Source organism: Paractinoplanes rishiriensis, from assembly GCF_016862375.1.
Lineage (GTDB): Bacteria > Actinomycetota > Actinomycetes > Mycobacteriales > Micromonosporaceae > Actinoplanes > Actinoplanes rishiriensis.
The window spans coordinates 720,582-745,382 of sequence record NZ_BOMV01000007.1 but is presented as its reverse complement, the minus strand read 5'-3'; the positions used below and the strand labels follow the sequence as shown (position 1 = coordinate 745,382).

Annotated in this window: 21 protein-coding genes; 12 read left to right on the top strand and 9 right to left on the bottom strand. The window is 71.5% G+C overall.

The features are described from left to right. Positions 1-59 precede the first annotated feature (59 nt). Entirely contained in the window at positions 60-1,010 is a 951-nt protein-coding gene (locus Ari01nite_RS07330) for a zinc-binding dehydrogenase (RefSeq protein WP_203780266.1), read from the top strand. On the opposite strand, the gene Ari01nite_RS07325 is transcribed toward Ari01nite_RS07330, so the two are convergent. Beyond that, positions 1,007-1,870 (bottom strand): alpha/beta hydrolase family protein, encoded by an 864-nt coding sequence (locus Ari01nite_RS07325; RefSeq protein ID WP_203780265.1) that lies wholly within the window; start codon positions 1,868-1,870, stop codon positions 1,007-1,009. The two genes, Ari01nite_RS07330 and Ari01nite_RS07325, sit on opposite strands and share 4 nt — an antisense overlap. 9 nt (positions 1,871-1,879) lie before the next feature. Further along, positions 1,880-2,833, bottom strand: a complete 954-nt coding sequence (locus tag Ari01nite_RS49640; RefSeq protein WP_239162529.1) for an alpha/beta hydrolase family protein — start codon at positions 2,831-2,833, stop codon at positions 1,880-1,882. 134 nt (positions 2,834-2,967) lie between these two features. Here Ari01nite_RS49640 and Ari01nite_RS07315 point away from each other — a divergent pair, with 134 nt between their 5' ends. Then, positions 2,968-3,132 carry a hypothetical protein gene (locus Ari01nite_RS07315; protein ID WP_203780263.1) on the top strand — a complete coding sequence of 55 codons (165 nt, stop codon included), beginning with the start codon at positions 2,968-2,970 and terminating at the stop codon, positions 3,130-3,132. On the opposite strand, the gene Ari01nite_RS07310 is transcribed toward Ari01nite_RS07315, so the two are convergent. Then, the gene (locus tag Ari01nite_RS07310; RefSeq protein WP_203780262.1) at positions 3,113-4,228 is read right to left on the bottom strand and encodes an acetate/propionate family kinase; all 1,116 of its coding nucleotides are present in this window, start codon (positions 4,226-4,228) and stop codon (positions 3,113-3,115) included. The two genes, Ari01nite_RS07315 and Ari01nite_RS07310, sit on opposite strands and share 20 nt — an antisense overlap. Further along, on the bottom strand, positions 4,225-6,303 hold the full coding sequence (pta, locus tag Ari01nite_RS07305) for a phosphate acetyltransferase (RefSeq protein ID WP_203780261.1): 2,079 nt from the start codon (positions 6,301-6,303) through the stop codon (positions 4,225-4,227). Before pta ends, Ari01nite_RS07310 begins: the two co-directional genes overlap by 4 nt. A 142-nt stretch (positions 6,304-6,445) precedes the next feature. Here pta and Ari01nite_RS07300 point away from each other — a divergent pair, with 142 nt between their 5' ends. Further along, positions 6,446-6,880, top strand: coding sequence for a hypothetical protein (locus tag Ari01nite_RS07300; protein ID WP_203780260.1), 435 nt, complete (start codon positions 6,446-6,448; stop codon positions 6,878-6,880). 8 nt (positions 6,881-6,888) lie between these two features. On the opposite strand, the gene Ari01nite_RS07295 is transcribed toward Ari01nite_RS07300, so the two are convergent. The 5 genes from Ari01nite_RS07295 to Ari01nite_RS07275 form a co-directional block, all read right to left on the bottom strand. Then, entirely contained in the window at positions 6,889-7,068 is a 180-nt protein-coding gene (locus tag Ari01nite_RS07295) for a DUF6104 family protein (RefSeq protein ID WP_203780259.1), read from the bottom strand. Between the two features lie 59 nt (positions 7,069-7,127). Next, the gene (locus tag Ari01nite_RS07290) at positions 7,128-10,841 is read right to left on the bottom strand and encodes a multifunctional oxoglutarate decarboxylase/oxoglutarate dehydrogenase thiamine pyrophosphate-binding subunit/dihydrolipoyllysine-residue succinyltransferase subunit (protein WP_203780258.1); all 3,714 of its coding nucleotides are present in this window, start codon (positions 10,839-10,841) and stop codon (positions 7,128-7,130) included. 174 nt (positions 10,842-11,015) lie between these two features. Beyond that, entirely contained in the window at positions 11,016-11,846 is an 831-nt protein-coding gene (locus Ari01nite_RS07285) for an ABC transporter permease (protein ID WP_203780257.1), read from the bottom strand. Beyond that, a complete protein-coding gene (locus tag Ari01nite_RS07280; protein ID WP_203780256.1) occupies positions 11,843-12,760 on the bottom strand; it encodes an ABC transporter ATP-binding protein in 918 nt (305 codons plus the stop codon). The genes Ari01nite_RS07285 and Ari01nite_RS07280 overlap by 4 nt, the downstream gene beginning before the upstream one ends. A gap of 39 nt (positions 12,761-12,799) precedes the next feature. Further along, positions 12,800-13,456 (bottom strand): hypothetical protein, encoded by a 657-nt coding sequence (locus Ari01nite_RS07275; RefSeq protein ID WP_203780255.1) that lies wholly within the window; start codon positions 13,454-13,456, stop codon positions 12,800-12,802. Between the two features lie 94 nt (positions 13,457-13,550). Here Ari01nite_RS07275 and Ari01nite_RS07270 point away from each other — a divergent pair, with 94 nt between their 5' ends. The 9 genes from Ari01nite_RS07270 to Ari01nite_RS07230 all read left to right on the top strand — a co-directional run bounded on the left by Ari01nite_RS07270 (position 13,551) and on the right by Ari01nite_RS07230 (position 24,801). Beyond that, positions 13,551-14,312 (top strand): GNAT family N-acetyltransferase, encoded by a 762-nt coding sequence (locus tag Ari01nite_RS07270; RefSeq protein ID WP_203780254.1) that lies wholly within the window; start codon positions 13,551-13,553, stop codon positions 14,310-14,312. Further along, positions 14,309-15,070 (top strand): lysophospholipid acyltransferase family protein, encoded by a 762-nt coding sequence (locus Ari01nite_RS07265; RefSeq protein WP_203780253.1) that lies wholly within the window; start codon positions 14,309-14,311, stop codon positions 15,068-15,070. Before Ari01nite_RS07270 ends, Ari01nite_RS07265 begins: the two co-directional genes overlap by 4 nt. A 109-nt stretch (positions 15,071-15,179) precedes the next feature. Beyond that, a complete protein-coding gene (locus tag Ari01nite_RS07260) occupies positions 15,180-15,893 on the top strand; it encodes a response regulator transcription factor (protein WP_203780252.1) in 714 nt (237 codons plus the stop codon). Positions 15,894-15,901: 8 nt separating this feature from the next. Next, positions 15,902-17,479 (top strand): sensor histidine kinase, encoded by a 1,578-nt coding sequence (locus Ari01nite_RS07255; protein ID WP_203780251.1) that lies wholly within the window; start codon positions 15,902-15,904, stop codon positions 17,477-17,479. Positions 17,480-17,518: 39 nt separating this feature from the next. Then, positions 17,519-19,162 carry a S1C family serine protease gene (locus Ari01nite_RS07250; RefSeq protein WP_203780250.1) on the top strand — a complete coding sequence of 548 codons (1,644 nt, stop codon included), beginning with the start codon at positions 17,519-17,521 and terminating at the stop codon, positions 19,160-19,162. A 237-nt stretch (positions 19,163-19,399) separates the two neighbouring features. Next, positions 19,400-22,576, top strand: coding sequence for a zinc metalloprotease (locus tag Ari01nite_RS07245; RefSeq protein WP_239162528.1), 3,177 nt, complete (start codon positions 19,400-19,402; stop codon positions 22,574-22,576). A 31-nt stretch (positions 22,577-22,607) separates the two neighbouring features. Continuing rightward, positions 22,608-22,823, top strand: a complete 216-nt coding sequence (locus tag Ari01nite_RS07240) for a hypothetical protein (RefSeq protein WP_203780249.1) — start codon at positions 22,608-22,610, stop codon at positions 22,821-22,823. 18 nt (positions 22,824-22,841) lie between these two features. After that, positions 22,842-23,363, top strand: a complete 522-nt coding sequence (locus Ari01nite_RS07235; protein ID WP_203780248.1) for a hypothetical protein — start codon at positions 22,842-22,844, stop codon at positions 23,361-23,363. A 52-nt stretch (positions 23,364-23,415) separates the two neighbouring features. Next, positions 23,416-24,801, top strand: a complete 1,386-nt coding sequence (locus tag Ari01nite_RS07230) for a chitinase (RefSeq protein WP_438872150.1) — start codon at positions 23,416-23,418, stop codon at positions 24,799-24,801.

Below are 24,801 nucleotides of genomic sequence, written 5' to 3'. Positions count from 1 at the left end.
CCGTTCGTGCGGTTGGCTGGTTCTCTTCGCGTACCGGAAATGGGGTTAATGTCTTTCCCATGCGTGCCGCCTACGCCACCGCCGCCGATGACGACCAGCCGCTTCGCGCGCTCGCGGTGGGCGAGGTGCCGGAGCCGACGCCGCCGGACGGGTGGGTGACCGTCGAGGTGCGTGCCGCCTCGCTCAACCACCACGATCTCTGGTCGCTGCGCGGCGTGGGGCTGCCGGGTGATCGGCTGCCGATGGTGCTCGGATGCGATGCGGCCGGTGTCGACCCGGACGGCAACGAGGTGGTCGTCTATCCGGTGGTGGCCGACAAGGCTGACCCGCGGGGTTACTCGCTGTTCTCCGAGCGGCATCCGGGCACGCTCGCCGAGCGGATGGCGGTGCCGCGGGAAAACCTGATCGCCAAGCCGGCCGGGCTGTCCTTCCTGGACGCCGCGTGCCTGCCGACCGCCTGGCTGACGGCCTACCACATGCTGACCACCCGCGGCCGGGTCGACGAGGGCACTGCGGTGCTGGTGCAGGGCGCCGGCGGCGGGGTGGCCACGGCGGCCGTCGCGCTTGCGCTCGCTCTCGGCAAGAGGGTGTACGCGACCAGCCGCGACCCGGACAAGCGGGCCAAGATCGCGGAGCTGGGCGCGGTGGCGGTGGAGCCGGGCATGCGGCTGCCCGAGCGGGTGGACGTGGTGATCGAGTCGGTGGGCGCGCCGACGTTCGACCACTCGATGAAGTGCGCGGCACCGGGCGCCCGGATCGTGGTGTGCGGCGCGACCGGCGGGCACCTGGCGACGGTCGACCTGCGGCGGTTGTTCGCGATGCAGCTGGAACTGCTCGGCAGCACGATGGGCACGCGAGCGGAACTGGTGGCGCTGCTGGACCTGTGCGTGGCCAAGGAGATCCGGCCACTGATCGACTCGACGTACGGGTTCACCGCGGTGACGGACGCGTTCGCGCACCTGGCGTCGGGCGAGGTGTTCGGCAAGGTCGCGGTCGACCTGCTGCACTAAAGGCGGTTGCTGAGGGTGGCCAGGCCGCCCTGCCCGGCGTCGCGGGCGATGCGGGACTTGGCGGCCCCGTCGCCGTAGAGGGACCAGCGCCAGAACTCGGTGCTGGTGGCGGCGACCACGTCGAGTTCGTCGCCGGTGGCCTCGTGCCCGCCGTCCGGGAAGGTGAGCAGAGCCTTGGGCCAGGTGAGCGCGTCGTAGGCGGCGCGGCCCTCGGCGTAGGCGACCGTCTTGTCGCGGCGGCCGTGCACGAACAGGAGCGGGACCTCGGCGCCGGTGAAGGGCGAGGGGACGACCTGGCGGCCGGCGAGGACGACGCCGGCGCGCAGGCGCTCGTCGCGGGCGCTGGTGAACAGGCCGATGGTGGTGATGCCGCCGGCGGAGTGACCGGCGGCGGCGATGCGGTCGTGCTTACCGCGGGATACCAGTTGGGTGATGACGTAGCTGGCGTCGGCGGGCTGGTTGAGGACGTCGAGCGGGTTGAACTCCCGAACTCCGGAGGAGGTGTGCGGGTAGGCCGGGGCGGCGACCACGAAGCCGGCCCGGGCCCAGGCGGTGAGCAGCGTCTCGTAGCCGTCCGGGGAGGCGGTCAGCCCGTGGCTGAACAGGATCAGCGGGTAGCGGCCCTCGGCCCTCGGCGACCAGATCGTGGTGGGCAGCGGGCGGTCGTCGCGGCGCAGGTCGAGCCTGTTGCGCCGCACGGCGAATCGAGTGGTGGGCGCGGTGCCGGTGATCGGTTTCCGAGTCGTCGGCGTGGGGCTCGGCGGGATCTCCGCGCGCCGGGCCGGATATTGCGTGCACCCGCCGAGAGCAGCGGAAACCACCAAACCCTGGATGACCGTACGCCGATGCACCCGACCCATTGTGCCGCGCTATCGATGGAGCGTCCGCCGCAGGAAGTTGACGACGGCGCCGCGCATCTTGCGGTAGCCCGGGCTGCCGGGTCGCAGGTAGGTGCCATGCGACTCGCGCTTCAGCAGGATGTATGCCTTCGTCCAGGGCACCCGGGCGTAGACCGCTCTGCTCATCGACACCGGCACGATGGGGTCGGCGGTGCCCTGGAGGAAAAGCATCTCGGCGGGCGGGCCGGCGAACGCGCCGGGGGCCTGCCAGCCGGCCATGATGACGGCCGACCGCAGGCGCGGGTCGTGGCCCGCGGTGAACAGCCCGGTCGTGGTGTAGCCGCCGGCCGAGTGGCCGACGGCGGCGACCCGGTCCCGGTCGATGCGCGCGCGCAGCGGGTCGCCCCGGGTGATGTCGAGGCGCCGGACCCGCTCGATGACGTAACGGGCGTCGGCGGGCTGGTTGACGATGTCGGCGCGGCGGAAGGGGCGGGCGTAGCGGTTCGTGTACGGGTAACGCGGGGCGGCGACCACAAAGCCGGCGGCGGCCCAGTCGGCGAGCGCGATGGCGTAGCGCTCGGGCGACCCGGTAAGCCCGTGACTGAACAGCACAAGCGGAAAACGCCCGGCGGCCGGCACCGCGTTGTCGACGGGCGCCGGGGCCGCGGATCCGACAGCGCCGCGCGTCGCGCCGTGCCCTCCCGCGCCGTGCCCTCCCGCGCCCTGCGCTCCTCCGCCGGACGCCGTCGCGCCGCCGATGGAAGGATAAAAGAGATATGTCGGGAGTGGCCGAGCGGGGCCGCGCTGGAGGTACAGGATGCGTACGCCTACCGGATACCTCGCCTCGCGGAGCGTGGTGGGCGACGGAGAGGCGGGCGACGGAGCGGCGGGCGGGGGAGGCGGTGGCGGGGGAGCTGCCACCGGGCCCGTGCACGCGCCCAGCGTCAGCGCCAGAGCGAGTGCCACCGCGCGCCGCGTACCCATGATCCGAAAGTACGGTGCGACACTCCCACTAAGGGGTGAAATCGTCGGACCGGGTGCATTCGTCCTGGTAGGCGACGCGGCCGTAAGGGGTGCGGTGGTCGGCGGGCGTGCATCTTTTCGCTATGGTCGTGCGCATGTCTGACAACCACCACGTCGATCCGAGCGGCAACACCGAGGCTTTCCGTGCCTTCACGCAGAACGCGCCGCAGGAAGCCGCCACCTCGAAGATCCCGTTGATCGTCGCCGGCGTGGCCGGTGTCGTCGTCGTGCTCGCGCTGGTTATCTGGGCTGTGTCGTAGCCAGCGCCTGGCGCGCGATCTCCAACTCCTCGTCGGTGGGCACCACGCACACCGCGATCGGGCTGCCGTCCGGCGAGATGATCTGGTCGCGGCGGGCGTTGCGGTCCGGGTCGACGGCGATGCCCAGCGACTCGAGGCCGGCCAGCGCCGTGGCGCGGACCAGCGGCGCGTTCTCGCCCACCCCGGCGGTGAACACGATCGCGTCGGTACGGCCCAGCACCGCCAGGTAGGCGCCGACGTACTCGCGGATGCGCCGGCAGTACACGTCGAAGGCGAGCGTCGCCGCGGGGTCGCCGGCCGCCCGGCGGTCGAGCACCGCGCGCAGGTCGTTTTCGCCGGTGAGTCCCTGGAGGCCGGCCCGCCGGGTCAGCGAGGTTTCGATCTCGTCGAGCGACATGCCGGCGACCCGGTGCAGGTGGAACACCACGGTCGGGTCGATGTCGCCGCTGCGGGTGCCCATCACGAGGCCGCCCTGCGGCGACATGCCCATCGAGGTGGCCACGCTGCGGCCGCCCCGGACCGCGCAGGCGCTCGCGCCGTTGCCCAGGTGCAGGGTGATCACGTTGGTCTCGGCCGGGTCTTTACCGAGCAGTTCGGCGGTGCGGCGGGACACGTACGCGTGCGACGTGCCGTGGAACCCGTACCGCCGGATCTGCCAGCGCTCGGCCAGGCCGGCGTCGATCGCCCAGGTCACCCCGTCGGCCGGGATGGTGGCGTGGAACGCGGTGTCGAAGACGGCCACCTGCGACACGTCGGGCAGCAGTTTGCGGGCCACCTCGATGCCGCTGAGCGCCGCCGGGTTGTGCAGCGGGGCGAGCGGGATGAGCGCCTCGATCCGGGCCGCCACCACGTCGTCGACCACGGTCGGCTCGGCGAACTCGGCGCCGCCGTGCACCACCCGGTGGCCGACCGCGACCAGGCCGGACAGGTCGGTCTCGGCCATGATCCGTTGCAGCGCGGCGCGGTGGTCGGTGGCGTCGCCGCCGGCCTCTCCGATCCGCTCGACCAGGCCCTTGGCCAGCGTGCCGGCGCCGTCGAACAGCCGGTATTTCACCGAGGACGAGCCGGAGTTGAGTACCAGGACCCGGCTGCTCATCGGGCCGCCGCCTGGATCGCCGTGATGGCCACCGTGTTGACGATGTCCTTGACGGTGGCGCCGCGGGACAGGTCGTTCACCGGGCGGCGCAGGCCCTGCATGACCGGCCCGACCGCGACCGCACCGGCCGAGCGCTGGACCGCCTTGTAGGTGTTGTTGCCGGTGTTGAGGTCGGGGAAGACGAACACGGTGGCCTTTCCGGCGACGGCGCTGTCCGGCAGTTTGGTGGCCGCCACCGCCGGGTCCACCGCCGCGTCGTACTGGATCGGACCCTCGACCGGCAGATCGGGCTGACGCTCCCGGACCACCGCGGTGGCCGCCGCGACCTTTTCCACATCGGCGCCGGCGCCGGAACTGCCGGTGGAGTAGGAGAGCATCGCGACCCGGGGTTCAATGCCAAAAGCCGCGGCGGTACGCGCGGACGACAGCGCGATGTCGGCGAGCTGGGCGGCGTCCGGGTCGGGATTGACCGCGCAGTCGCCGTAGACCAGCACCCGGTCGGCCAGCAGCATGAAGAACACGCTGGACGCCACCGACACCTCGGGCACCGTCTTGATGATCTCGAAGGCCGGCCGGATGGTGGCCGCCGTGGTGTGGTTGGCGCCCGAGACCATGCCGTCGGCCAGTCCGGCGGCCACCATCAGGGTGCCGAAGTAGTTGACGTCGCGCACCACGTCGTACGCCAGATCGAGGGTGACCCCGCGCTTGCGGCGCAGTTCGGCATAGCGCTCGGCGAAGTCGTCGCGCCACTCGCTGGTCTCCGGGTCGACCAGCCGGGCGTCGCCGATCGCGACGCCGATCTCGCGGGCCCGCCGGGTGATCTCGGCCGGGTCGCCGAGCAGGGTCAGGTCGGCCACGCCGCGGCGCAGCAGCGTCTCGGTGGCCCGCAGGATGCGCTCGTCGGTGCCCTCCGGCAGCACCAGGTGCCGCCGCTCGGCCCGGGCCCGGTCGATCAGGTCGTTCTCGAACATCAACGGGGTGACCCGGGAGGAGCGCGCCACGTCGAGCAGCCGGGCGAGCGCGGCGGTGTCCACACTCTCCTCGAACGCGCCGAGGGCCGCCTCGACCTTGCGCGGCGTGCCGGTGGACAGCCGCGCCTCGATCCGGCCGGCCGCGGCGATCGTGTGGTAGCTGTCGGCGTCGACCACCAGCATGGCCAGCCCGGTGTTGAGCCGCTCGATGACCTCGACCGCGCGCCGGTCGGGGAACTCGCCCAAAGTCAGCACCAGCCCGGCGAGGGTCACGTTGCCGGCCGCGTGCGCGGCGCTGGCGGCCACCAGCAGGTCGGCCCGGTCGCCCGGGGTGATCATCAGTGCCCCGTCGGTCAGGTGCTCGAGCACGGCCGGCACGTGCGCGGCGCCCACCACGTAGTCGTGCACGTCCCGGTCGAGCGCGCCCTCGCCACCGGTGATCACGGTGGCGTTCAGCGCGGCGGCCACCTCGGCCACCGTGGGTGCGGCCACCGCGGCCACCTCCGGGATCGCCCACATCGGCACCGGAAGCCCGGCATCCGCCGGAACTTCGAGTCCGTCGGGGACCCGGTTGGCGATCACCGCCAGCACGGTGGCATCAAGAGCAACAAGGGAGTGGTACGCGCTGCGCGCCGCGGCCGCGAGCGACTCGGTGGTCCGCCCCTCGCCGCTGACCACGGGCAGCACCACGCTGCCGAACTCGGTCGCCAGCCGGGCGTTGAAGCCCAGCTCGCGCGGCATCTCGTCGCCGCCCGCCGCGGGTCCCGCCGCGAAGTCGCTGCCGATCACCACGACCGAGGCGCAGCGGCGTTCCACCTCGCGGTAGCGCTCCACGATCCGGGAGATCAGCTCCTCCCATTTGCCGTCGGCGACCAGCTCGCGGGCCTCGGCGAGGGTGACGCCGTACGACTCGGCGTACGGGGCCATCACCGGGTAGCGCTCGGTCAGCAGCGTCAGCAGCGGGTCGTCGCCGGTGCGGGAGAGCAGCGGCCGGAACACCCCGATCCGGGCCACCCGCCGGGACAGCAACTCGACCACCCCGAGCGCGACGGTGCCCTTGCCGACCCCGGGCGCCAGACCGGCCACATAGACGCTTCCTGCCACGTCCTCAACCTACCGGCCGTCGATGAACGATGCCCGATGGTCTTGCATCCCGGTACTTGTCGGGTGCACACTAGTCGCCTGCAATAGGTGGCGATCACGGAGAGGCGCGGAGTTGGTCGCCCGTCACCCTTTGGAGGTCACCATGAGCGAGAAACCCCTCGAGGCAAGGCTGCAGTTCCTGGAACATCACGCCCGGCACTACTGGGCCTTCGGCACCGAGGTGGACCGGGACATTCAGCGTCTACGGGCGTCCAACGAGCGCCTGGTCGAGACCCAGGCCGTGCACACCCGCATGCTGGAGGAACACACGCGGCTGCTGAAGGACCACGGGGTCCAGCTGGGTCAGCTGGACAAGCGAGTAACCCGGGTCGAAGACAAACTGGACCGGGTCGAAGGCAAAGTCGATCGGCTCGACGGTCGACTCGACCGGCTGGAAACCCGGTTCGAGGGCTTGGAAACCCGGTTTGACGGCTTGGAAACCCGGTTCGACGGCCTGGAAACCAAGTTCGACGGCCTGGAAACCAAGTTCGAGGGCATGGCGGTCAAGCTGGACCAGGTGCTCGCCCGGCTCGGCTAGGCCCTGACCTACTCCTCGTCGTCCTCGTCGGCTCGGGCCAGCCAGGTGGCGAAGCGCTCGATCGGGGTTTCGAACTCGGGGTTGATGTCGACGAAGGTGCGCAGCTGGTCGGCCAGCCACTCCAGCGTGACGGTCTCCTCGCCGCGGCGGTCGACCAGTTCCTCGATGCCCCGATCGGTGAAGTACATGCCCGGATAGTAAGCGGGGGCGCCCCGCAGTCGCGGAGCGCCCCCAATGCTTGTGCTTGTTACGGGCGGGGCAGGGCGGCCTCGATCAGCGCCGACTGCTCGGCGTCGTGCATCTTGGCCGAGCCGACCGCGGGAGCGGCCGCCGCGGGGCGGGAGATGCGCCGCAGGCGTACGCCCTCCAGGTGCTCCAGCAGGTTGAGCGCCACGAACGACCAGGCACCCTGGTTGGCCGGCTCCTCCTGGACCCAGGCGAAGTCCTCGGCGTTCGGGTATTGCGACAGGACGGCCTTGAGCTCGGCCACCGGCAGCGGGTAGATCTGCTCCATCCGGATCAGCGCCGTGTCGGTGATGCCGCGCTCGGCGCGGGCCTGGAACAGGTCGTAGTAGACCTTGCCGGAGCAGAGCAGCACCCGCTTGACCGCGCCGGCTTCGAGCGGGGTGCCGTTGACGCCGGCGTCCGGCATCACCGGCTGGAACGTCCCCTGGGTGAAGTCGGCCACCGAGGACACCGCCAGCTTGTGCCGCAGCAGCGACTTCGGCGAGAACACCACCAGCGGCTTGCGCTTGCTGGACAGCGCCTGGCGGCGCAGCAGGTGGAAGTAGTTCGCCGGGGTGGTCGGGTTGGCCACCCGCATGTTGTCCTGGGCGCAGAGCTGCAGGAACCGCTCGGGCCGGCCGGACGAGTGGTCGGGACCCTGGCCCTCCTGGCCGTGCGGGAGCAGCAGCACCAGCGACGACCGCTGGCCCCACTTCACCTCGCCGGACGACAGGAACTCGTCCACGATCGACTGGGCGCCGTTGACGAAGTCGCCGAACTGGGCCTCCCAGAGGACCAGCGCCTCCGGGTTCTCCACCGAGTAGCCGTACTCGAAGCCCATCGCCGCGTACTCGCTGAGCAGCGAGTCGTGCACGAAGAACCGGGCGTTGCCGGTGGTCAGCGTGGTCAGCGGCAGGAAGTCCTTGCCGGTCCTGGAGTCCACGATCGACGCGTGCCGGGAGACGAACGTGCCGCGCCGGGAGTCCTGGCCGGCCAGCCGGACCGTGACGCCCTCGCGCAGCAGCGAGCCGAACGCGATCAGCTCGCCGAAGCCCCAGTCGATGCCGCCGTCCGCGGACATCTTGGCCCGCCGCTCCAGCAACTGCTGCACCCGCTTGTGCGGGGTGAAACCCTCGGGCAGTTCGACGTGGGCCTGGCCGACCGCGTGCACGGCGGCCGCGTCGATCGCGGTCTCGACCTGCGGTTCCGGCTCCTCGGCCAGCACCCGCGGGCGGGGCGGCGTGCCGGCCGCGTCCCGGGTGGCCTTGAAGACCTGCTCGAGCTGGGACTGGTAGTCGCGCAGCTGTTCCTGGGCGTCGTCCACGGTGATGTCGCCGCGGCCGATCAGCTCCTCGGTGTAGAGCTTGCGGACCGAGCGCTTGGTGTCGATGATCTCGTACATCCGCGGGTTGGTCATCGACGGGTCGTCGCCCTCGTTGTGCCCGCGCCGGCGGTAGCAGACCAGGTCGATGACGACGTCCTTGTTGAACGCCTGGCGGTAGTCGAAGGCCAGCTTGGCCACCCGCACCACGGCCTCGGGGTCGTCGCCGTTCACGTGGAAGATCGGCGCCTGGATCATCCGGGCCACGTCGGTCGAGTAGAGCGAGGAACGGCTGTACTCCGGGGCGGTGGTGAAGCCGACCTGGTTGTTGACCACCACGTGCACGGTGCCGCCGGTGCGGTAGCCGCGCAGCTGGGACAGGTTGAGCGTCTCGGCCACCACGCCCTGGCCGGCGAATGCGGCGTCGCCGTGCACCAGCAGCGGGAGCACCGTGTAGCCGTGCAGGCCCAGGTCGAGGCGGTCCTGCTTGGCCCGGACGATGCCCTCCAGCACCGGGTCGACGGCCTCCAGGTGGGACGGGTTGGCGACCACGCTCACGGTGGTGGCGTGCTCGCCGTCGGGCGTCGTGTATTTCCCGGTCTGGCCCAGGTGGTATTTCACGTCGCCGGAGCCGTGCGCCGACTTCGGGTCCATCTGGCCTTCGAACTCGTTGAAGATCTTTTCGTACGGCTTGCCGACGATGTTGGCGAGCACGTTGAGCCGGCCGCGATGGGCCATGCCGATGACCATCTCGTCCAGGCCGGCCTCGGCCGAGGACTGCAGCACCGCGTCGAGCAGCGGGATCAGCGACTCGCCGCCCTCCAGCGAGAACCGCTTCTGGCCGACGAACTTGGTCTGCAGGAAGGTCTCGAACGCCTCGGCCGCGTTGAGCCGGTTGAGCACGTGCTTCTGCTCGTCCGAGTCGGGCTTGGTGTACTTGATCTCGATGCGGTCCTGGATCCAGCGCCGCTCCTCGGGGCCCTGGATGTGCATGTACTCGATGCCGACCCGGCGGCAGTAGGTGTCGCGCAGCACGCCGAGCACGTCGCGCAGCTTCATCTTCTGCTTGCCGGCGAAGCCGCCCACCGGGAACGTGCGGTCCAGGTCCCAGAGAGTGAGGCCGTGCTGGAGCACGTCCAGGTCGGGGTGCCGGCGGATCTCGAACTCGAGCGGGTCGGTGTCGGCCATCAGGTGACCGCGCACCCGGTAGGCGTGAATGAGCTCGACCACCCGGGCGGCCTTGTCGATCTGCCCCTCGGAGGTGCGCGCCACGTCGCGCACCCAGCGCACCGGCTCGTACGGGATCCGCAGTGAGGTGAAGATGTCGTCGTAGAAGCTGTGGTCGCCGAGCAGGTACTCGTGCATGGCCTTGAGGAACTCACCGGACTGCGCACCCTGGATGACCCGGTGGTCGTAGGTGCTGGTGAGCGTCGTGACCTTGCTGACGCCGTGCTCGGAGAGGGTCTCGTCGCTCATCCCGGCGTACGGGGCCGGGTATTCCATGGCGCCGACGCCGACGATCGCGCTCTGGCCGGTCATCAGGCGCGGGATGGAGTGCACCGTGCCGATGCCGCCCGGGTTGGTGAGCGAGATCGTGGTGCCGGAGTAGTCCTCCATGGTCAGCTCGTTGCGGCGGGCGCGCCGGACCACGTCCTCGTACGCCTGCCAAAACTTGCGGAAGTCCATCCGCTCGCAGTTCTTGATGGACGGCACCACCAGCGAGCGGGACCCGTCCTTCTTGGCCAGGTCGATCGCGATGCCCAGGTTGACGTGCTCGGGCGCGACCAGGGCCGGCTTGCCGTCCACCTCGGCGAACGAGTTGTTCATCTCGGGGTGCTTGAGCACGGCCCGGACCAGGGCCCAGCCGATCAGGTGGGTGAAGCTGACCTTGCCGCCCCGGCCCCGGGCGAGGTGATTGTTGATCACGATGCGGTTGTCGACCATGAGTTTGGCCGGCACCGCGCGCACCGAGGTGGCGGTGGGCACCTCGAGCGAGGCGTCCATGTTCTGCACGATCTTGGCGGCCACGCCGCGCAGCGTGGTGACCTTGGCGCCCTCGGGTGCCTTGCCGTTGGCCGCGGGCTTGGCGGCCGGTGCCGGCTTGGCGGCTGGTGCTGGTGCGGCAGGCTTCGCAGCTTCGGGAACGGTCGGCTTGACCGGCGCCACCGTGGCGGCGGCCGGCGCGTCGGTGCCGGCGCGCTTGGCCGAGGCGGTCGCGCTGGCCGCCCGGGCCTCGTCCGGTGTGACGATCGAACCCGTTGCCATCGCCGGCTTGTAGTCGGCGAAAAAGTCGTGCCAGGCCGGGTCGACGCTGGTGGGGTCGGCCAGGTAGCGCTGGTACATCTCGTCGACGATCCACTCGTTGGGACCGAAGTCCGCGAGTGGGTTGTCATGCGAAGTCTGCTGGGTCGACACTTTCGTGTTCGCCTCTTTCACCGTGTTTGTCGGCACGCGACTGGTTCGTCACATGGGACGGGGAAGCAATTCGGTGTCAAGGCTACGCCGTGCGGAGGTGTGGTTCGTGCCCGCGTCAGGTCTCAGGCCGGCCTTCAGTCCGATTAAGGGCGGTGGTGGGGCGGTTGGACGAGGCTAGCTGATGTCGCGCCGTTTCGTGATCAGGGTGCCCACGATGCCGGCCACCAGCGCGTACCCGATAAGCACCGCGGCACCCACCCAGCGCGGCGGGTTTCCGGGCAGTTCGGTGCCGGAGAGCATCAGTGCCGAAGCCGTGGTCGGCACCAGCACCTGCAGGTTCTCGATCCACTCCGCCACGTACTGGGTGAGCAGCGCGAAGATGATCTGGAAGATCGTGGTGCCGATGGTGTAGACGATGCCGAGGATCAGCGTGGCCGCCAGCTGGCTGCGGATCAGCACGCCGAGACCGACACCGAGCACCGACCAGAGCAGGAACGCGAGCGCGTTGAGCCCGATCGAACGCCAGACCGCGGCCTCGCCGATCATGCTCGGGATGTTGAGCGCGTCCATGATCAGCGGGACCAGGGCCAGGTTGAGCAGCGTGGTGAGCGCCCAGACCAGCAGGCTCACGATGATCGCGGCACCGAACTTGGCCAGGATCACGGCCTCGCGGCGCGGCGTGACCAGGAACGTGGTGGTCGCGGTCAGGTGGAAGAACTCGCTGGTCACGATGATCGCGGAGAGCAGCAGGACGATCAGGACGCCCATGTACTGGCCCGTGGTGTACATGTTGGTGGCGATGTTGATCGGCTGAGCGACCGCCTCCACCTGGGCCTCGGCGCTGCCCGGCCCGCCCTCCGCGTCGGCCTGGCCAGTGACCAGCGCGTACGACTGAAGCCAGTTGAAGCCCAGGCTGGCCGCGTACAGCGGCAGCAGGATGATGCCCATGATCCACCAGATGCTGGTGGTGCGAACCTTGAACAACTCGGCACGGATGAGCCTCATCGAATGCCCGCCTTTCCGGCCGTGAGCTGCAGGAAGACCTGTTCGAGATCGCCGCGTTCGCCGATCAGCTCGTGCAGCTCGACGGATGCGGTGAAGGCGGCGTGCCCGACCGCGGCCGCGTCCGCGCCGGTGATCAGCAGCGCGCCGTCGGCCTGCGCGGTCACGGTGGCGTTCAGCTTGTCGAGCGCGGCGGTCAGCTCGGCCGGCTGCGGCGTGCGCACCCGGACCTGGGCCGCGTTCATTGAGCCCAGCACGTCGTCGACGGTGCCCTGCTGGATCAGTTTGCCGGCGGCCAGGATCACCACGTCGTCGGCGAGCAGTTGCATCTCGCCCAGCAGGTGGCTGGAGACCAGCACCGTGCGGCCCTCGCCGGCGAGGGCCTTGAGCAGGTCACGCATCCACCGGATGCCCTCGGGGTCGAGGCCGTTGGCCGGCTCGTCCAGGATCAGCACCCGCGGGTCGCCCAGCATGGCGGCCGCGATGCCGAGCCGCTGTTTCATGCCCAGCGAATAGCCCTTGAACTTGCGCTTGGCCGCCGGGGTGAGGCCGACCAGGGCGAGCGCCTCGTCGGCGCGGGAGTCGGGCAGTCCGGTGGCCTTGCAGATCATCCGCAGGTGGTTGCGCCCGGTGCGACCGCGGTGCGCGCTGGACGCCTCGAGGACCGCGCCGACCCGCTTGATCGGCTCCTCCAGGTCGTGGTAGCGCCGGCTGCCGAACGTGGCCGTACCCGAGGTCGGGGTGACCAGGCCGAGCAGCATCCGCAGCGTGGTGGTCTTGCCGGCGCCGTTCGGCCCGAGGAAGCCGGTGACCCGGCCGGGGCGGACCCGGAAGGACAGATCGTCGACGGCACGTAGACGCTTGTACTGCTTGGTGAGGTGATCCACGACGATCTCGTCGGGTTCTGGCCCGCCCATCGACCAGGCTCCTTCCGGTGCTCGGAAAGGATCAACGTACTAGTTCGGAGCTATCCATGTGGCCCGGGCCGACGCAATTCGGGCACCGTCCGGTGCGTACACCGTCGAATTGACCATGGCCTTGCGCCCGGAACTCGCCTCGAGGGCACCGACCACGACACAGGTGTCGCCGGGTTTCGGCAGCTCAGTAACGGTGGCGGCGATCCGGCCGAGCACATAGACCCGGCCGTCGGCCAGCGCGCACCAGCCGCCCGGGCAGTCCAGCGCGGCCCACACGGTCGCGAACTCGACATCGGCCGGCACGGTCCACGGCGCCGCGGTCCGGCCGTCCGGCAGCAGGCCCGGGAAGATGCGCAGGCCATCCGGGTGGTCCGGGCCGCAGACAAAGCAGGTGGGGAACGGGTGGTGCGCGAGGCCCGGATAGGACCGGGCGGCCGCCGCCGCGGTGTCCCGATCGACCGGCTCGACCGCGGTGAGCTCGCCGGCGGCCGCGGCCAGCGTGGCGACCAGGGTGTCGCCGGCCAGTACCGCGCCGTCCGCGACGGTCATCTCGGTCTCGAGCGGCGGTGGCACCCGCAGGGTCACCTCGACCACGGGCCCACCGAGCCGGGCACCGCCCGCGGCCGCGAATGCACCCGCCGACCAGCCGCCGTTCCCGGTGCCCGGCGGGCCGTTGAAACGCGCATCAATCCGCATGCCTGGCAGGCTCGCACAAGGCGTTCATTTTTCGGCCATGAATCGCCACCTAGGGCGACATTCCATCGGCAGGTGTCGCGCTTACACAGATCTCATGGCAGTTCTTCTGACCGCTCCCGCATCCACCGGGACCAGCGGCTACACCCTGCTCATCGCCGACGACTCCGACCAGGTGGCGGCCGCGCAACGGCTGCGCCACGACGTCTTCGCCGGCGAACTCGGCGCCCGGCTGCACGGCGCCGTGGACGGCCGGGACGCCGACGAGTTCGACGAGCACTGCGACCACCTGATCGTGCGCGACGACGCGACCGGCGCGGTGGTCGGCACCTACCGGATGCTGCCGCCGAAGGCCGCCGAGCGAGCCGGTCGCCGGTACGGCGACGGCGAGTTCGACCTGAGCCGGCTGCACCCGCTGCGCGATCAACTGGTCGAGACCGGCCGCTCGTGCGTTCACCCGGACCACCGCAGTGGCGCCGTGGTCAACCTCATGTGGGCCGGTATCGCCCGCTACCTGCACCTCAACAACCTGCGCTGGCTCGGCGGCTGCGCCTCGGTGCCGCTGGCCGACGGCGGCGCCACGGCGGCCGGGGTGTGGGCCCGGGTGCAGGCCAGACACCTGTCGCCGCCGGCCCTGCGGGTCGACCCGCGGCGGGACTGGCTGGCCGAGTATCCGCTGGCCGGCGACCCCAAGCTGCAGCCGCCCGCGCTGCTCAAGGGCTATCTGCGGCTGGGCAGCTGGGTCTGCGGCCGGCCGGCGTACGACCCGGACTTCGAGTGCGCCGACTTCTACGTGCTGTTCTCGATGGACCGGCTGGACCCGCGCTACCGCCGGCACTTCCTGGGAGCGGCGCGATGATCTGGCAGCCCGTCTCCGGGTGCGGGAGGCACTGCCGGGACGGTGCCGACCTGGCCGCGGTCTGGGGGCTACGGACGGTCCGGATGCTCACTCTGGCCGGCGTACTCCTCGGTGGTTTGCTGCTGGTGCCGCTCCTGCGTGGCGCCGGGCTGCGGACCCTGGCCCGCACCATGCTCGCGGTGCTCGGTATCCGGCTGGTGCGGCAGGGACCGGCGCCGCGGCCGGGCAGTCTGCTGGCCGCCAACCACGTCTCCTGGCTGGACATCCTGGTGCTGCTCGCGGTGGCGCCGGTGCGGCTGGTGGCCAAGGGCGAGGTCGGCGGGTGGCCGGGGATCGGGATGCTGGCCGGGTGGTCCGGGGCGATCTTCATCGACCGTTCCCGGCCGAAGTCCCTGCCGGTCACGGTCGCCGAGGTGGCCGCGGCGCTGCGGGCCGGCCGGACGGTGGCCGCGTTTCCGGAGGGCACCACCCACTGCGGGGTCAGCCAGGGCCGGTTCCGGTCGGCGCTGTTCCAGGCCGCGATCGACGCCCGGGCGCCGGTGGTGCCCGCCTCGATCCGCTACGACAGCGCGGCGGCGGCTTTCGTCGGCGACGACACCCTCTGGGATTCCGTACGCCGGGTGGCCGCGCTACGGTCCCTGACAGTGACCCTCGTCACGGCGCCGGCGCTGCGCCCGGCCGCCGATGCGGACCGGCGCGGGCTCGCCCGGGCTGCCCAGTCGTCACTCGCGGTGAACGGATATCGCCTGGCCGCCTAGCCCGTCCGACCACCCCGCCGCCGCCCTTGACCTGACTGAAGGCGGTTTTTCAGACAACTTTCAGGCAGCGTGCAGCGAAGGTGCAGCGCGCTGATAAAGAATGGGCACCATGGCCGCTCAAACCCAGCCCAAGCAGAGTGAGGCGAAGCTCCTCGTCGTCGAGGACGACGCCAACATCCTGGAGCTCCTGTCCGCCAGCCTGCGCTTCGCCGGGTTCGACGTGAGCACCGCGACCAGCGGCAGCGCGGCGGTCAGCGCCGCCAAAAACTCGACGCCCGACCTCGTCGTCCTCGACGTGATGCTGCCCGACCTCGACGGTTTCGAGGTCATCCGGCTGATGCGCGAGGGCGGCCAGCGCACCCCCGTGGTCTTCCTGACCGCCCGGGACGGCACCGACGACAAGATCCGCGGGCTCACCCTGGGCGGTGACGACTACGTCACCAAGCCGTTCAGCCTCGAGGAACTCACCGCCCGCATCCGGGCCGTGCTGCGCCGCACCACGCAGGGCGACGAGGAGCCGTCCCGGCTGGTCTTCGCCGACCTCGAACTCGACGAGGAGACCCACGAGGTCTACCGGGCGGGCCAGCGGGTCCAGCTGTCGCCGACCGAGTTCAAGCTGCTGCGCTACCTGATGCTCAACGCCAACCGGGTGCTGTCCAAGGCGCAGATCCTCGACCACGTCTGGAAGTACGACTTCCGCGGCGACGACAACATCGTCGAGTCCTACATCTCGTACCTGCGCCGCAAGGTCGACAACGTGCAGCCGCGCCTGATCCACACCCTCCGCGGCGTGGGCTACGTGCTGCGCAAACCCGCCGTCTGAGCCGGGTCGTGTCGCTCGCCGAGCGGGTCCGGCTCTCGCTGCCGCAACAGCCCAACCTGCGCAAGATCTCGCTGCGCACCAAGCTGGTCGCCTCGGTGCTGGTGCTGGTGTTCGCCGCACTCACCCTGATCAGCGCGGCCAGCACGTACGCCCTGCACACCTATCTCCAGCAGCGGCTGGACGAGTCGCTGGCGATCTACGCCCGGACCATCGCCGACTCGCGCTGGGCGCAGATCCCGGTGCCCGGCGACTTCTACGTCTCGACCAGCACGATCAGCGGTTTCCGCGCGCACGCGCCCTGGGTGGGCGACACCAAGCTGGCCGCCGACGACCTGCCGCCGATGGTCAAGGGCGTCGACGAGGTCTACGCGGTGATGGACCAGCCGTACACCGTGCGCTCGCCCAGCGGCCGGGTGTACTGGCGGGCGATTGTGGTGACCAGCAGCAACGGCACGGTCGTGCAGGTGGCCGAGAAGATGTCCGTGATCGAACGCGCGATCACCTGGATGGTCTGGGTGGACGTGCTGGTCGGCGTCGGCGTGCTGATCGCGCTGGCCTCGGTGGGCGCGGCCATTGTGCGGCAGAGTCTCATCCCGCTCGTGCAGATCGAGCGGACCGCGGCGGCGATCGCGGCCGGCGACCTGAGCCAGCGGGTGCCCGACCCCGAGGCGGACGGCGGCGAGCCGACCACCGAGTTGGGCCGGCTGTCCCGCGCGCTGAACGCGATGCTGGCCCAGATCGAGGCGGCCTTCAAGGCGCGCGCCGAGTCCGAGGCGGCGGCCCGGTCGGCCGAGGCGGTGGCCAAGAACGCGGCCGAGGCGGCGCAGGTCTCCGAGGCCCGGGCGGTGCGCTCCGAGGCCAAGATGCGGCAATTCGTGGCGGACGCCTCCCACGAGCTGCGTACGCCGCTGACGACCATCCGTGGTTTCGCCGAGTTGTACCGGCAGGGCGCGGTCACCGGCCCGGACGACGTGGCCCGGCTGGTCCGCCGGATCGAGGACGAGGCCGCCCGGATGGGCCTGCTGGTCGAGGACCTGCTGCTGCTCGCCCGGCTGGACCGGGAGCGGCCGCTCACCCTGGGCCCGGTCGAGCTGCCGGTGCTGGCCCTCGACGCGGTGCAGGCGGCCGAGGCGACCGCGCCGGAGCGCTCGATCACCCTCGAGGTCAAGGACGAGGTGGACCGCCTGGTCGCCTACGGGGACGACGGCCGGCTGCGGCAGGTGATCGGCAACCTGATGACCAACGCGCTGGTGCACACCCCGCCGGAGGCGTCGGTGACGCTGCGGTTGTACGCCGAACCGGGCGACCGCGCGGTGATCGAGATCTCGGACACCGGGCCGGGCCTGTCCGCCGACCAGAAGTCACACGTCTTCGAGCGTTTCTATCGCGCCGACGAGGCACGCACCCGGCACACCGAGCGCGAGGCCACCGGCACCGGCCTGGGCCTGGCCATCGTGGCGGCCATCGTGCGGGCCCACCACGGCACTGTCGAGGTGGTCAGCGAACCGGGCCAGGGCGCGACCTTCCGGGTCACGTTGCCTACGTTAAATCACGACAAAAGCTTCACAGAAAACATCCAGGCATAACTCAGTCGGGTACGAGTCGCGGGGGGCAAGGTGGGTGGCATGAACGAGAACGAGACCGACCCGCGGCCCGGGCAGGGCGAGGCGGAACGGGGTCAGGCCGAGCCGCCGACCGCCGCGCAGCCCCCCGTCGCCGCGCACGCCGGCGCCGCCGCGCAGCCCGCCGGCCTGGAGGGGCTCGGGTTCTCCGCGCAGGCCGGAGGACAGCCCGCCAGCAACGCGCCGCAGTGGGGCGCACCGGTGTCGGGCGCTCCCCAGTCCGGTCAGCCGTGGCCGCAGCCGCAGCATCCGCAGCAGCAGACCTGGCAGCAGCCGCACTCGCCGTGGCAGCAGCCGGGCTACCACCACCAGGCCTACCAGCAACAGCAGTACGCGCAGCAGGCCGGCTACGCGGCCTGGGCCCAGCCGGGCAGCCAGGCGCACACCGAGGGCCAGCCGGGTCAGGGCCAGCCGGGTCAGGGCCAGCCGGGTCAGGGCCAGCCGGGTCAGGGCCAACCGGGTCAGGGCCAGCCGGGTCAGCAGGCGTGGGGCCAGCCCGGTGCCACCGACGGCCACGGCTGGCCGCCCGCCGAGGGGCAGCAGCCGGCCTGGGCCCAGCCCGTGGGCGGACCGCCGCCGGCGCCCGGCCGTGGTCGCAAGACCCTGGTGGCCGGCGCCGCCGCCGTGTTGATCGCGCTCGTCGCGGGTGGGGTCGGCGCCGCCACGGCACTGGCCTTCGACGGCGACGGTTCCTCGCCGACCGTGCAGACCGGCAACTCCTCGGTCACCCGGGTGGTCGACCGTTCGTCGCTGGCCCAGATCGCGGCCGCCGTCCAGGACAGCGTCGTCTCCATCACCACCGGGTCCGGCGAGGGCTCCGGCGTGGTGCTCACCGCGGACGGCTTCATCGTGACCAACAACCACGTGGTCGCCTCGGCGCAGGGCAGTTCGGTGACGGTCATCTTCGCCGACGGCCAGAAGGCGCAGGCCTCGATCGTCGGCACCGACGAACGCACCGACCTCGCGGTGATCAAGGCCACCGGGGTGAGCGACCTGCAGGCCGCCAAGTTCGGCACCAGCGCCAAGATGGAGGTCGGCGACACGGTGCTGGCCATCGGCAGCCCGCTGGGTCTGGAGGGTTCGGTGACCGCCGGCATCCTGAGCGCCAAGGACCGCACCATCCAGTCCGGCGGTGGCAGCGACGGCAGCCCGTTCGGCAACCAGTCCGCGCCCACCACCATGTCGGGCCTGCTGCAGACCGACGCGCCGATCAACCCGGGCAACTCCGGCGGCGCGCTGGTCAACACGAACGGCGAGGTGATCGGCATCAACTCGGCGATCGCCACCGGCGGCCAGGGCTCGGGCAACATCGGCCTGGGCTTCGCGATCCCGAGCGACAAGGCCAAGCTGGTCGCCGAGGACCTGATGGCCGGCCGCAAGGTCAGCCACCCGGCGCTCGGCGTCAGCGTCACCGACGCCGAGAACGGCGGCGCCCTGGTCAAGAGCGTCACCCCGGAGAGCGCCGCGGCCAAGGCCGGCCTCCAGCAGGGCGACGTGGTCACCCAGGTGGACGGCAAGGCCATCGACGGCTCCAACGACCTGGTGGCGGCGGTCCAGCAGGGCAAGGTGGGCCAGCAGATGACCCTCGACTACACCCGGGACGGCGCCAAGAAGCAGGTGACGGCCACCCTGACCGAGGCCAAGTAGGCCGGTCGATACGAGCAGTTCCTCCCCGCCACGGCGGGCGGCGCGACAAGGGGGTTGTCGCGCCGCCCGCCGTACGCATGTGTATGCCGCTATTCCGGACTTTTATTGCAAGCCGGACTTAACGCCTCGAGGGGCTCGCCTTGGTGCAGCCTGACCGCCTAATCTCCATTCCGCCATCGGCGGTGCCCCGCCGCGCAGTTGAGAGGGCCCCCTCAGTTGACCTACGTCGAGTCCCGCGTGAATGTCTGGGAAGCTCTGGCCGGCCGGGCTCCCGGCGAGCCAGGCGGCCCGGCCGACCCCGGCCTGTGGGGCGCGGTCGTCGACCGCCTCAACCCGGCCAGCGCCCGCCCGGTGCTGCGGGCCGGCATCGAGGCGGTTCAACTGACCTCGGCCCGCGGCGTGCCGTACATCATGCTGCGCTCGCCCGACGACGGCATCCGCTCCGGTTACCTGCGCCTCACCCCCGAGGAGTGGCAGCTGGCGCTGCTGATGGACGGCGAGAACACGGTGGCCCGGCTGGTCGCCGAGTTCGCCCGGATCGCCGGCCGGCTCGCCCCGGACCAGGTCCGCCGGGTGGTGGCCGACCTGGCCGGCAACCGGATGCTCGACGAACTGCCGATGGACGCCTTCCGGCCGCTGGAGGAGGGCCGCCGCAAGGCGCCGCCGGAGCGGCCCGGCCAGATGATGCGCGGCCGGCGCACCCTGGTCTTCCCGATCGACGGCCTGGTCACCGCGCTCTACCGGGCCGGTGGCCGGTTCCTGTTCAGCACCGCGGCGTTCGTGGCCACCGGGATTCTGGCGGTGCTCGGCCTGGTGCTGTTCATCGGCACCTGGGTGGGCGGCAGCCAGTCGCTGTTCCTGACCGCCAACTCCTATCTGGCCGGCGCCATCGTGCTGGTGGTGCTGAACGCCGGCGTGCTGGTGCTGCACGAGCTGAGCCGGGCGCTGGCCACCAAGGCCGCCGGCCGGGAGGTGTCGGCGGCCGGGCTGGCCTTCTACTTCGGCATCCCGTCCTTCTTCGTGGACACCACCGACGCGTGGATGGCCGGTCGCCGGGCCCGCATGCTGGTCGCCGTCTCCGGTCCGGCCGGCGCGCTGCTGCTGGCCGGCGTGGTGCAGCTCGGCGGCCTCGCGGTGCCGGCGCTCGGCGGGCTGGCCTTCAAACTGGCCTTCCTGCTCTATCTGAACGCGTTCTTCCAGCTCAGCCCGTTCCTCCCGCTCGACGGCATGTACCTGCTGATGGACTGGCTCGAGGTGCCGTCGGTGCGCGCCCGCGGGCTGGCCTGGGTCGGCGGCCGGCTGCGCGGGCAGTCGCCGCGCTGGTCCACGCTGGACCGGGAGGGCCGGCTGGTCGGCGTCTACGGCATCCTCGCCGTGGTCTGGCTGGTGCTGGCCGCCGCGGTGACCTACCGGGTCTTCGCCGACCGGATCTCCGGGCTGGCCACCGGTCTCTGGCAGGCCGGCCTGCTCGGCGGCCTACTGCTCGTGCTGGTGGTGCTGGGGCTCGGCGCACCGGCCGTCTTCTTCCTGCTCAGCCGCCTGGCCCGGTGGTGGCGCCGGTCCGGGCAGCAGCGCGCCGAGAACGACCGCGAGGCGGACGCCCCGCGCCGGGTGGCCGCGCTGCTCGCCTCCGACCTGGGCGGCCTGCCCGAACCGGCGCTGCACGGCCTGGCCGCGCGGGCCCGCTGGGTGCACCCGAACACCGGCCGCCAGATGGTGCTGGCCGGCGGGGCACAGTCCTCGGTGTACGTCGTGGTCGAGGGCGCGCTGCAGGCCCGCAAGCCCGGCGACCCGCCCGGCACGATCCGGCACCACGTCGGCGCGGGCGGGGTGGTGGGTCTGGTCAACGCGCTGACCGGCCGGTCCACCCAGCTCGACTGGCACACCGCGGGCACCACCCTGCTGGCCATCCCGAGCGCCACCATCGCGACCGTGGTGGGCCCGCTGCCCGGGCCGCCGCCGCAGGACCGGGCCGAGGCCGAGGCGCTGTTCGCCGACACGCCCGCGCTCTCCGGCCTGGCGGTCGACCAGCGGCTCGCGCTGATCGCCTCGGCGCACCCGGTCGACCTGGACGCCGGCTCGCCGGTGATCCTGCCCGGACCGACCCACGCCATCGTGGTCGAGTCCGGCGTGATCGCGATGCCGGACGACGTCGAACTGCGCCGCGGCACCCTGGTCGGCCCGGTCGGCGACGGCAGCCCCGGCATGGTGGCGCAGACCCGCACCCCGGTGCGGCTGTGGGTGCTGCCGGACGCCTCCGACCTGCCGCCGCTGGTCGGCGCCACGCACCGGCCCGGTTCGCCGATGCCGGTGGTCGCGGCGTCCGGCGGCCTGCGGCCCGGCGCGCCCGGTCAGGACTCCTACCCGCCGCTCGCGGTGCCGCCCGGCCCGCCGGAGGGACCGGAGAACTCGTCGACCGACCGCCGCTTCGAGGGCCGGCTCTGGTGGCTCACCGTGGGCCTGCTGGTGACGGCGCTGGTGTTCACCGGCCTGAGCTTCCGGCCCGGCCCGGCGTGGGCCGAGATGCCCACCGACAACGCCCTGCTCACCGTCGACCGGGGCCGCGCCAACGCGGTCGTGGACGGCGCCATCACCGCGCTCGAGCCCGGCGACCGGCGATACCTGGCGAACGGCACCCGGGTCGAGGTGCCCAACCAGGCCACCGCCCGCCTCACCCTCCCCGGCGGGGCGATCCTGGTGCTCTGTGCCGGTTCCCAGGTTGACCTGACCTCGCTGGCCACCGAGTCCGGCCGGGAGCACACCCCGAAGGCCACCCTGGGCCTGCAGGCCGGCCGCCTGCTGGCCGACACGACCAGCACGAGCGGCGCCTACCAGCCGCTGCACCTGACGGTCACCCGCAGCGGTGGCGAGGTGGTCAACACCGGCGTCGCCTGGTATGCGATCGACCCGGGCGCGGTCACCGTCTCGACCGGTCAGGTGACCGTGGCCGGTGCCGAGAGCACCGGCACCGGTGGCGACCTCACCTGCGGCGACGGCATCGCGGTCAGCCCGCCCACGGCGCCGGACGCCGCGCCCAGCGAGGAGCCGCTCCCGACCGACCTGCCGTCGCTGGAGCCGTCGTTGCCGCCGAGCGTCGAGCCGTCCTCGGCGCCCACGACGACCGACCCGGCGCAGACGGACGACCCGACCACCCAGCCGACCGAGGGCACCACTACGACGCCGCCGCGGACGACGCGACCCACCACGACGCCGCCCACCACCAGGCCGACGACGCGGCCGCCGACGACGCCGCCGACCACGACCACTCCACCGCCGACCACCGAGCCGACGACGCCGCCGACCACGGACCCGACCGACGGGTCTTCTGTATCAGCTTCGGCACCGACGGGGGAAGCGTCCGCTTCGTCCATTGAGTCGCCCTCTTCGTCGGTGGGGGCTTCCACCCTCGTCTAGGTACTTTCGTTCCCAGGCGAGGGGAGAGTCCATGCGATGCTGGTTCTGCGACGACCCGGCGCGTGCCACGTGCCGGTTCTGCGGCCGCGGGGTGTGCGCCGAGCACGCCCGCTTCGGGCCGTACCTGTTGCAGGTCAACCGGTCGGAGACCCGGCAGCGGGCCGAGGCGCTGGTGGTGGACGACGCGGTGCAGTGCGGCACCTGCCGGCCACGACCACACCCGGTGGCGATGCCGGAATTGGACTGAGCGCCGTACCGTCTAGGCATGACCCAACAGGACGGCGACGACCTCGGCATGTGGTCGGAGTTCGGCACGGCCGCCGGCATGGCGGCCGACCGGGCGGCGCGCGCGCTGACCGGTGAGCCGGCGGGCGGTCGCGCCGGCGGCACGGCACACAGCGGCATGGGCGACCGGCCCGACCTCGACGGGCTGCCCCCGGTGACCCGGATGGGCGACGCGCCGTCGACCGGCGAGGAGGTGGCCGGCGCGGTGCGCGACGTGGCCGCCATGATGCCGCCGGCGGGCTACCGCAACCGGGTGGACGCGGACGGCGACGGCACTCTCGACAAGGCGACCTACCGCGGGGACGGCAAGGGCGGCGCCGAGATCCACGTCGACCTCAACCGGGACGGTAAGGCCGACTTTGTCGGACATGACACTGACCTCGACAACCGGGTCGACTTCGCCGTCTACGACAAGAACCACGACGGCTTCTTCGAGAAGCGGATGTACGACGACGACGGCGACGGCTACCTCGACCGGGCCGAGTGGACGGCCGACAGTTAGGACTCTTTACAACTGCAGTTAACAGTCCTAATAATTGGCCATGCGCCGATCGATGATCTTCGCCGTGGCCGCGGTCCTGGCCGCCGCCGGTTCGACTGTCTACGTTGCCTCCTCGGCGGGTGCGGCCGTGGCCTGCGCACCGGCCTGGAGTGCCACCGCCGTCTACGTGGGCGGCAACTCGGCCTCGCAGAACGGCCGCAACTACACCGCCAAGTGGTGGACCCAGAACGAGTCACCGGCCACGCACAGCGGCCAGTGGGACGTGTGGGCCGACAAGGGCGCCTGCGAGGGCGGCACGACACCCACCACACCACCGACAACGCCGCCGACCACACCCCCGACGACGCCGCCCACCACACCGCCGACAACGGCTCCCACCACGCCGCCGACCAGCCAGCCGCCGGTCAGCGGGATTCCCAAGCGGGCCCTGATCGGCTACCTGCACGCCAGCTTCGCCAACGGCTCCGGCTATCTGCGGATGGCCGACGTGCCGGCCGACTGGGACATCGTCAACCTGGCCTTCGGCGAGCCGACCACGGCCACCTCGGGCGACATCCGGTTCGCGCTATGCCCGGCGGCCGAGTGCCCCGGGGTGGAGACCGAGGCCCAGTTCATCGCCGCGATCCGGGCCAAGCGCGCGGCCGGCAAGAAGGTGCTGCTGTCCATCGGCGGCGCGAACGGCCAGGTGCAGCTGACGACAACGGCGGCCCGGGACGCGTTCGTCCGCTCGGTGAGCGCCATCATCGACAAGTACGGCCTGGACGGCGTCGACATCGACTTCGAGGGCCATTCGCTGTCGCTGAACACCGGCGACACCGACTTCAAGAACCCGACCACCCCGGTGATCGTCAACCTGATCAGCGCGGTCCGCAGCCTCAAGGCCCGGTACGGCGCGAACTTCGTGCTGACCATGGCGCCCGAGACGTTCTTCGTCCAACTGGGTTACCAGTACTACGGTTCCGGGCCGTGGGGCGGCCAGGACCCGCGGGCCGGCTCGTACCTGCCGGTGATCCACGCGCTGCGCGACATCCTCACGGTCCTGCACGTGCAGGACTACAACTCGGGTTCGATCATGGGGCTGGACAACCAGTACCACTCGATGGGCGGCGCCGACTTCCACATCGCGATGACCGACATGCTGCTGGCCGGCTTCCCGGTGGCCGGCAACACCGCGAACGTCTTCCCGGCACTGCGCGAGGACCAGGTCGCGTTCGGCGCGCCCAGCTCGGTCAGCGCCGGCAACGGCCACGTGGCGCCGGCGGCGGTGCAGCAGGCGGTCGGCTGCCTGGTCAACGGCAGCAACTGCGGTTCGTACACGCTGCGCGGCGGCACCAACCCGAACTTCCGCGGGCTGATGACGTGGAGCATCAACTGGGACCGGTTCTACGGCTGGGAGTTCCAGAACACCAACGGGAGGTACCTGAAGTCGCTGCCGTGA

Coding starts and splice junctions, on each gene's coding strand:
- Ari01nite_RS07250 (WP_203780250.1), top strand. CDS start 17,519: ATGAACGAGAACGAGACCGACCCGCGGCCCGGGCAGGGCGAGGCGGAA.
- Ari01nite_RS07260 (WP_203780252.1), top strand. CDS start 15,180: ATGGCCGCTCAAACCCAGCCCAAGCAGAGTGAGGCGAAGCTCCTCGTC.
- Ari01nite_RS07275 (WP_203780255.1), bottom strand. CDS start 13,456: ATGCGGATTGATGCGCGTTTCAACGGCCCGCCGGGCACCGGGAACGGC.
- Ari01nite_RS07285 (WP_203780257.1), bottom strand. CDS start 11,846: ATGAGGCTCATCCGTGCCGAGTTGTTCAAGGTTCGCACCACCAGCATC.
- Ari01nite_RS07310 (WP_203780262.1), bottom strand. CDS start 4,228: ATGAGCAGCCGGGTCCTGGTACTCAACTCCGGCTCGTCCTCGGTGAAA.
- Ari01nite_RS07230 (WP_438872150.1), top strand. CDS start 23,416: ATGATCTTCGCCGTGGCCGCGGTCCTGGCCGCCGCCGGTTCGACTGTC.
- Ari01nite_RS07315 (WP_203780263.1), top strand. CDS start 2,968: ATGTCTGACAACCACCACGTCGATCCGAGCGGCAACACCGAGGCTTTC.
- Ari01nite_RS07265 (WP_203780253.1), top strand. CDS start 14,309: ATGATCTGGCAGCCCGTCTCCGGGTGCGGGAGGCACTGCCGGGACGGT.
- Ari01nite_RS07240 (WP_203780249.1), top strand. CDS start 22,608: ATGCGATGCTGGTTCTGCGACGACCCGGCGCGTGCCACGTGCCGGTTC.
- Ari01nite_RS49640 (WP_239162529.1), bottom strand. CDS start 2,833: ATGGGTACGCGGCGCGCGGTGGCACTCGCTCTGGCGCTGACGCTGGGC.
- Ari01nite_RS07325 (WP_203780265.1), bottom strand. CDS start 1,870: ATGGGTCGGGTGCATCGGCGTACGGTCATCCAGGGTTTGGTGGTTTCC.
- Ari01nite_RS07235 (WP_203780248.1), top strand. CDS start 22,842: ATGACCCAACAGGACGGCGACGACCTCGGCATGTGGTCGGAGTTCGGC.
- Ari01nite_RS07280 (WP_203780256.1), bottom strand. CDS start 12,760: ATGGGCGGGCCAGAACCCGACGAGATCGTCGTGGATCACCTCACCAAG.
- Ari01nite_RS07270 (WP_203780254.1), top strand. CDS start 13,551: ATGGCAGTTCTTCTGACCGCTCCCGCATCCACCGGGACCAGCGGCTAC.
- Ari01nite_RS07330 (WP_203780266.1), top strand. CDS start 60: ATGCGTGCCGCCTACGCCACCGCCGCCGATGACGACCAGCCGCTTCGC.
- Ari01nite_RS07295 (WP_203780259.1), bottom strand. CDS start 7,068: ATGTACTTCACCGATCGGGGCATCGAGGAACTGGTCGACCGCCGCGGC.
- Ari01nite_RS07300 (WP_203780260.1), top strand. CDS start 6,446: ATGAGCGAGAAACCCCTCGAGGCAAGGCTGCAGTTCCTGGAACATCAC.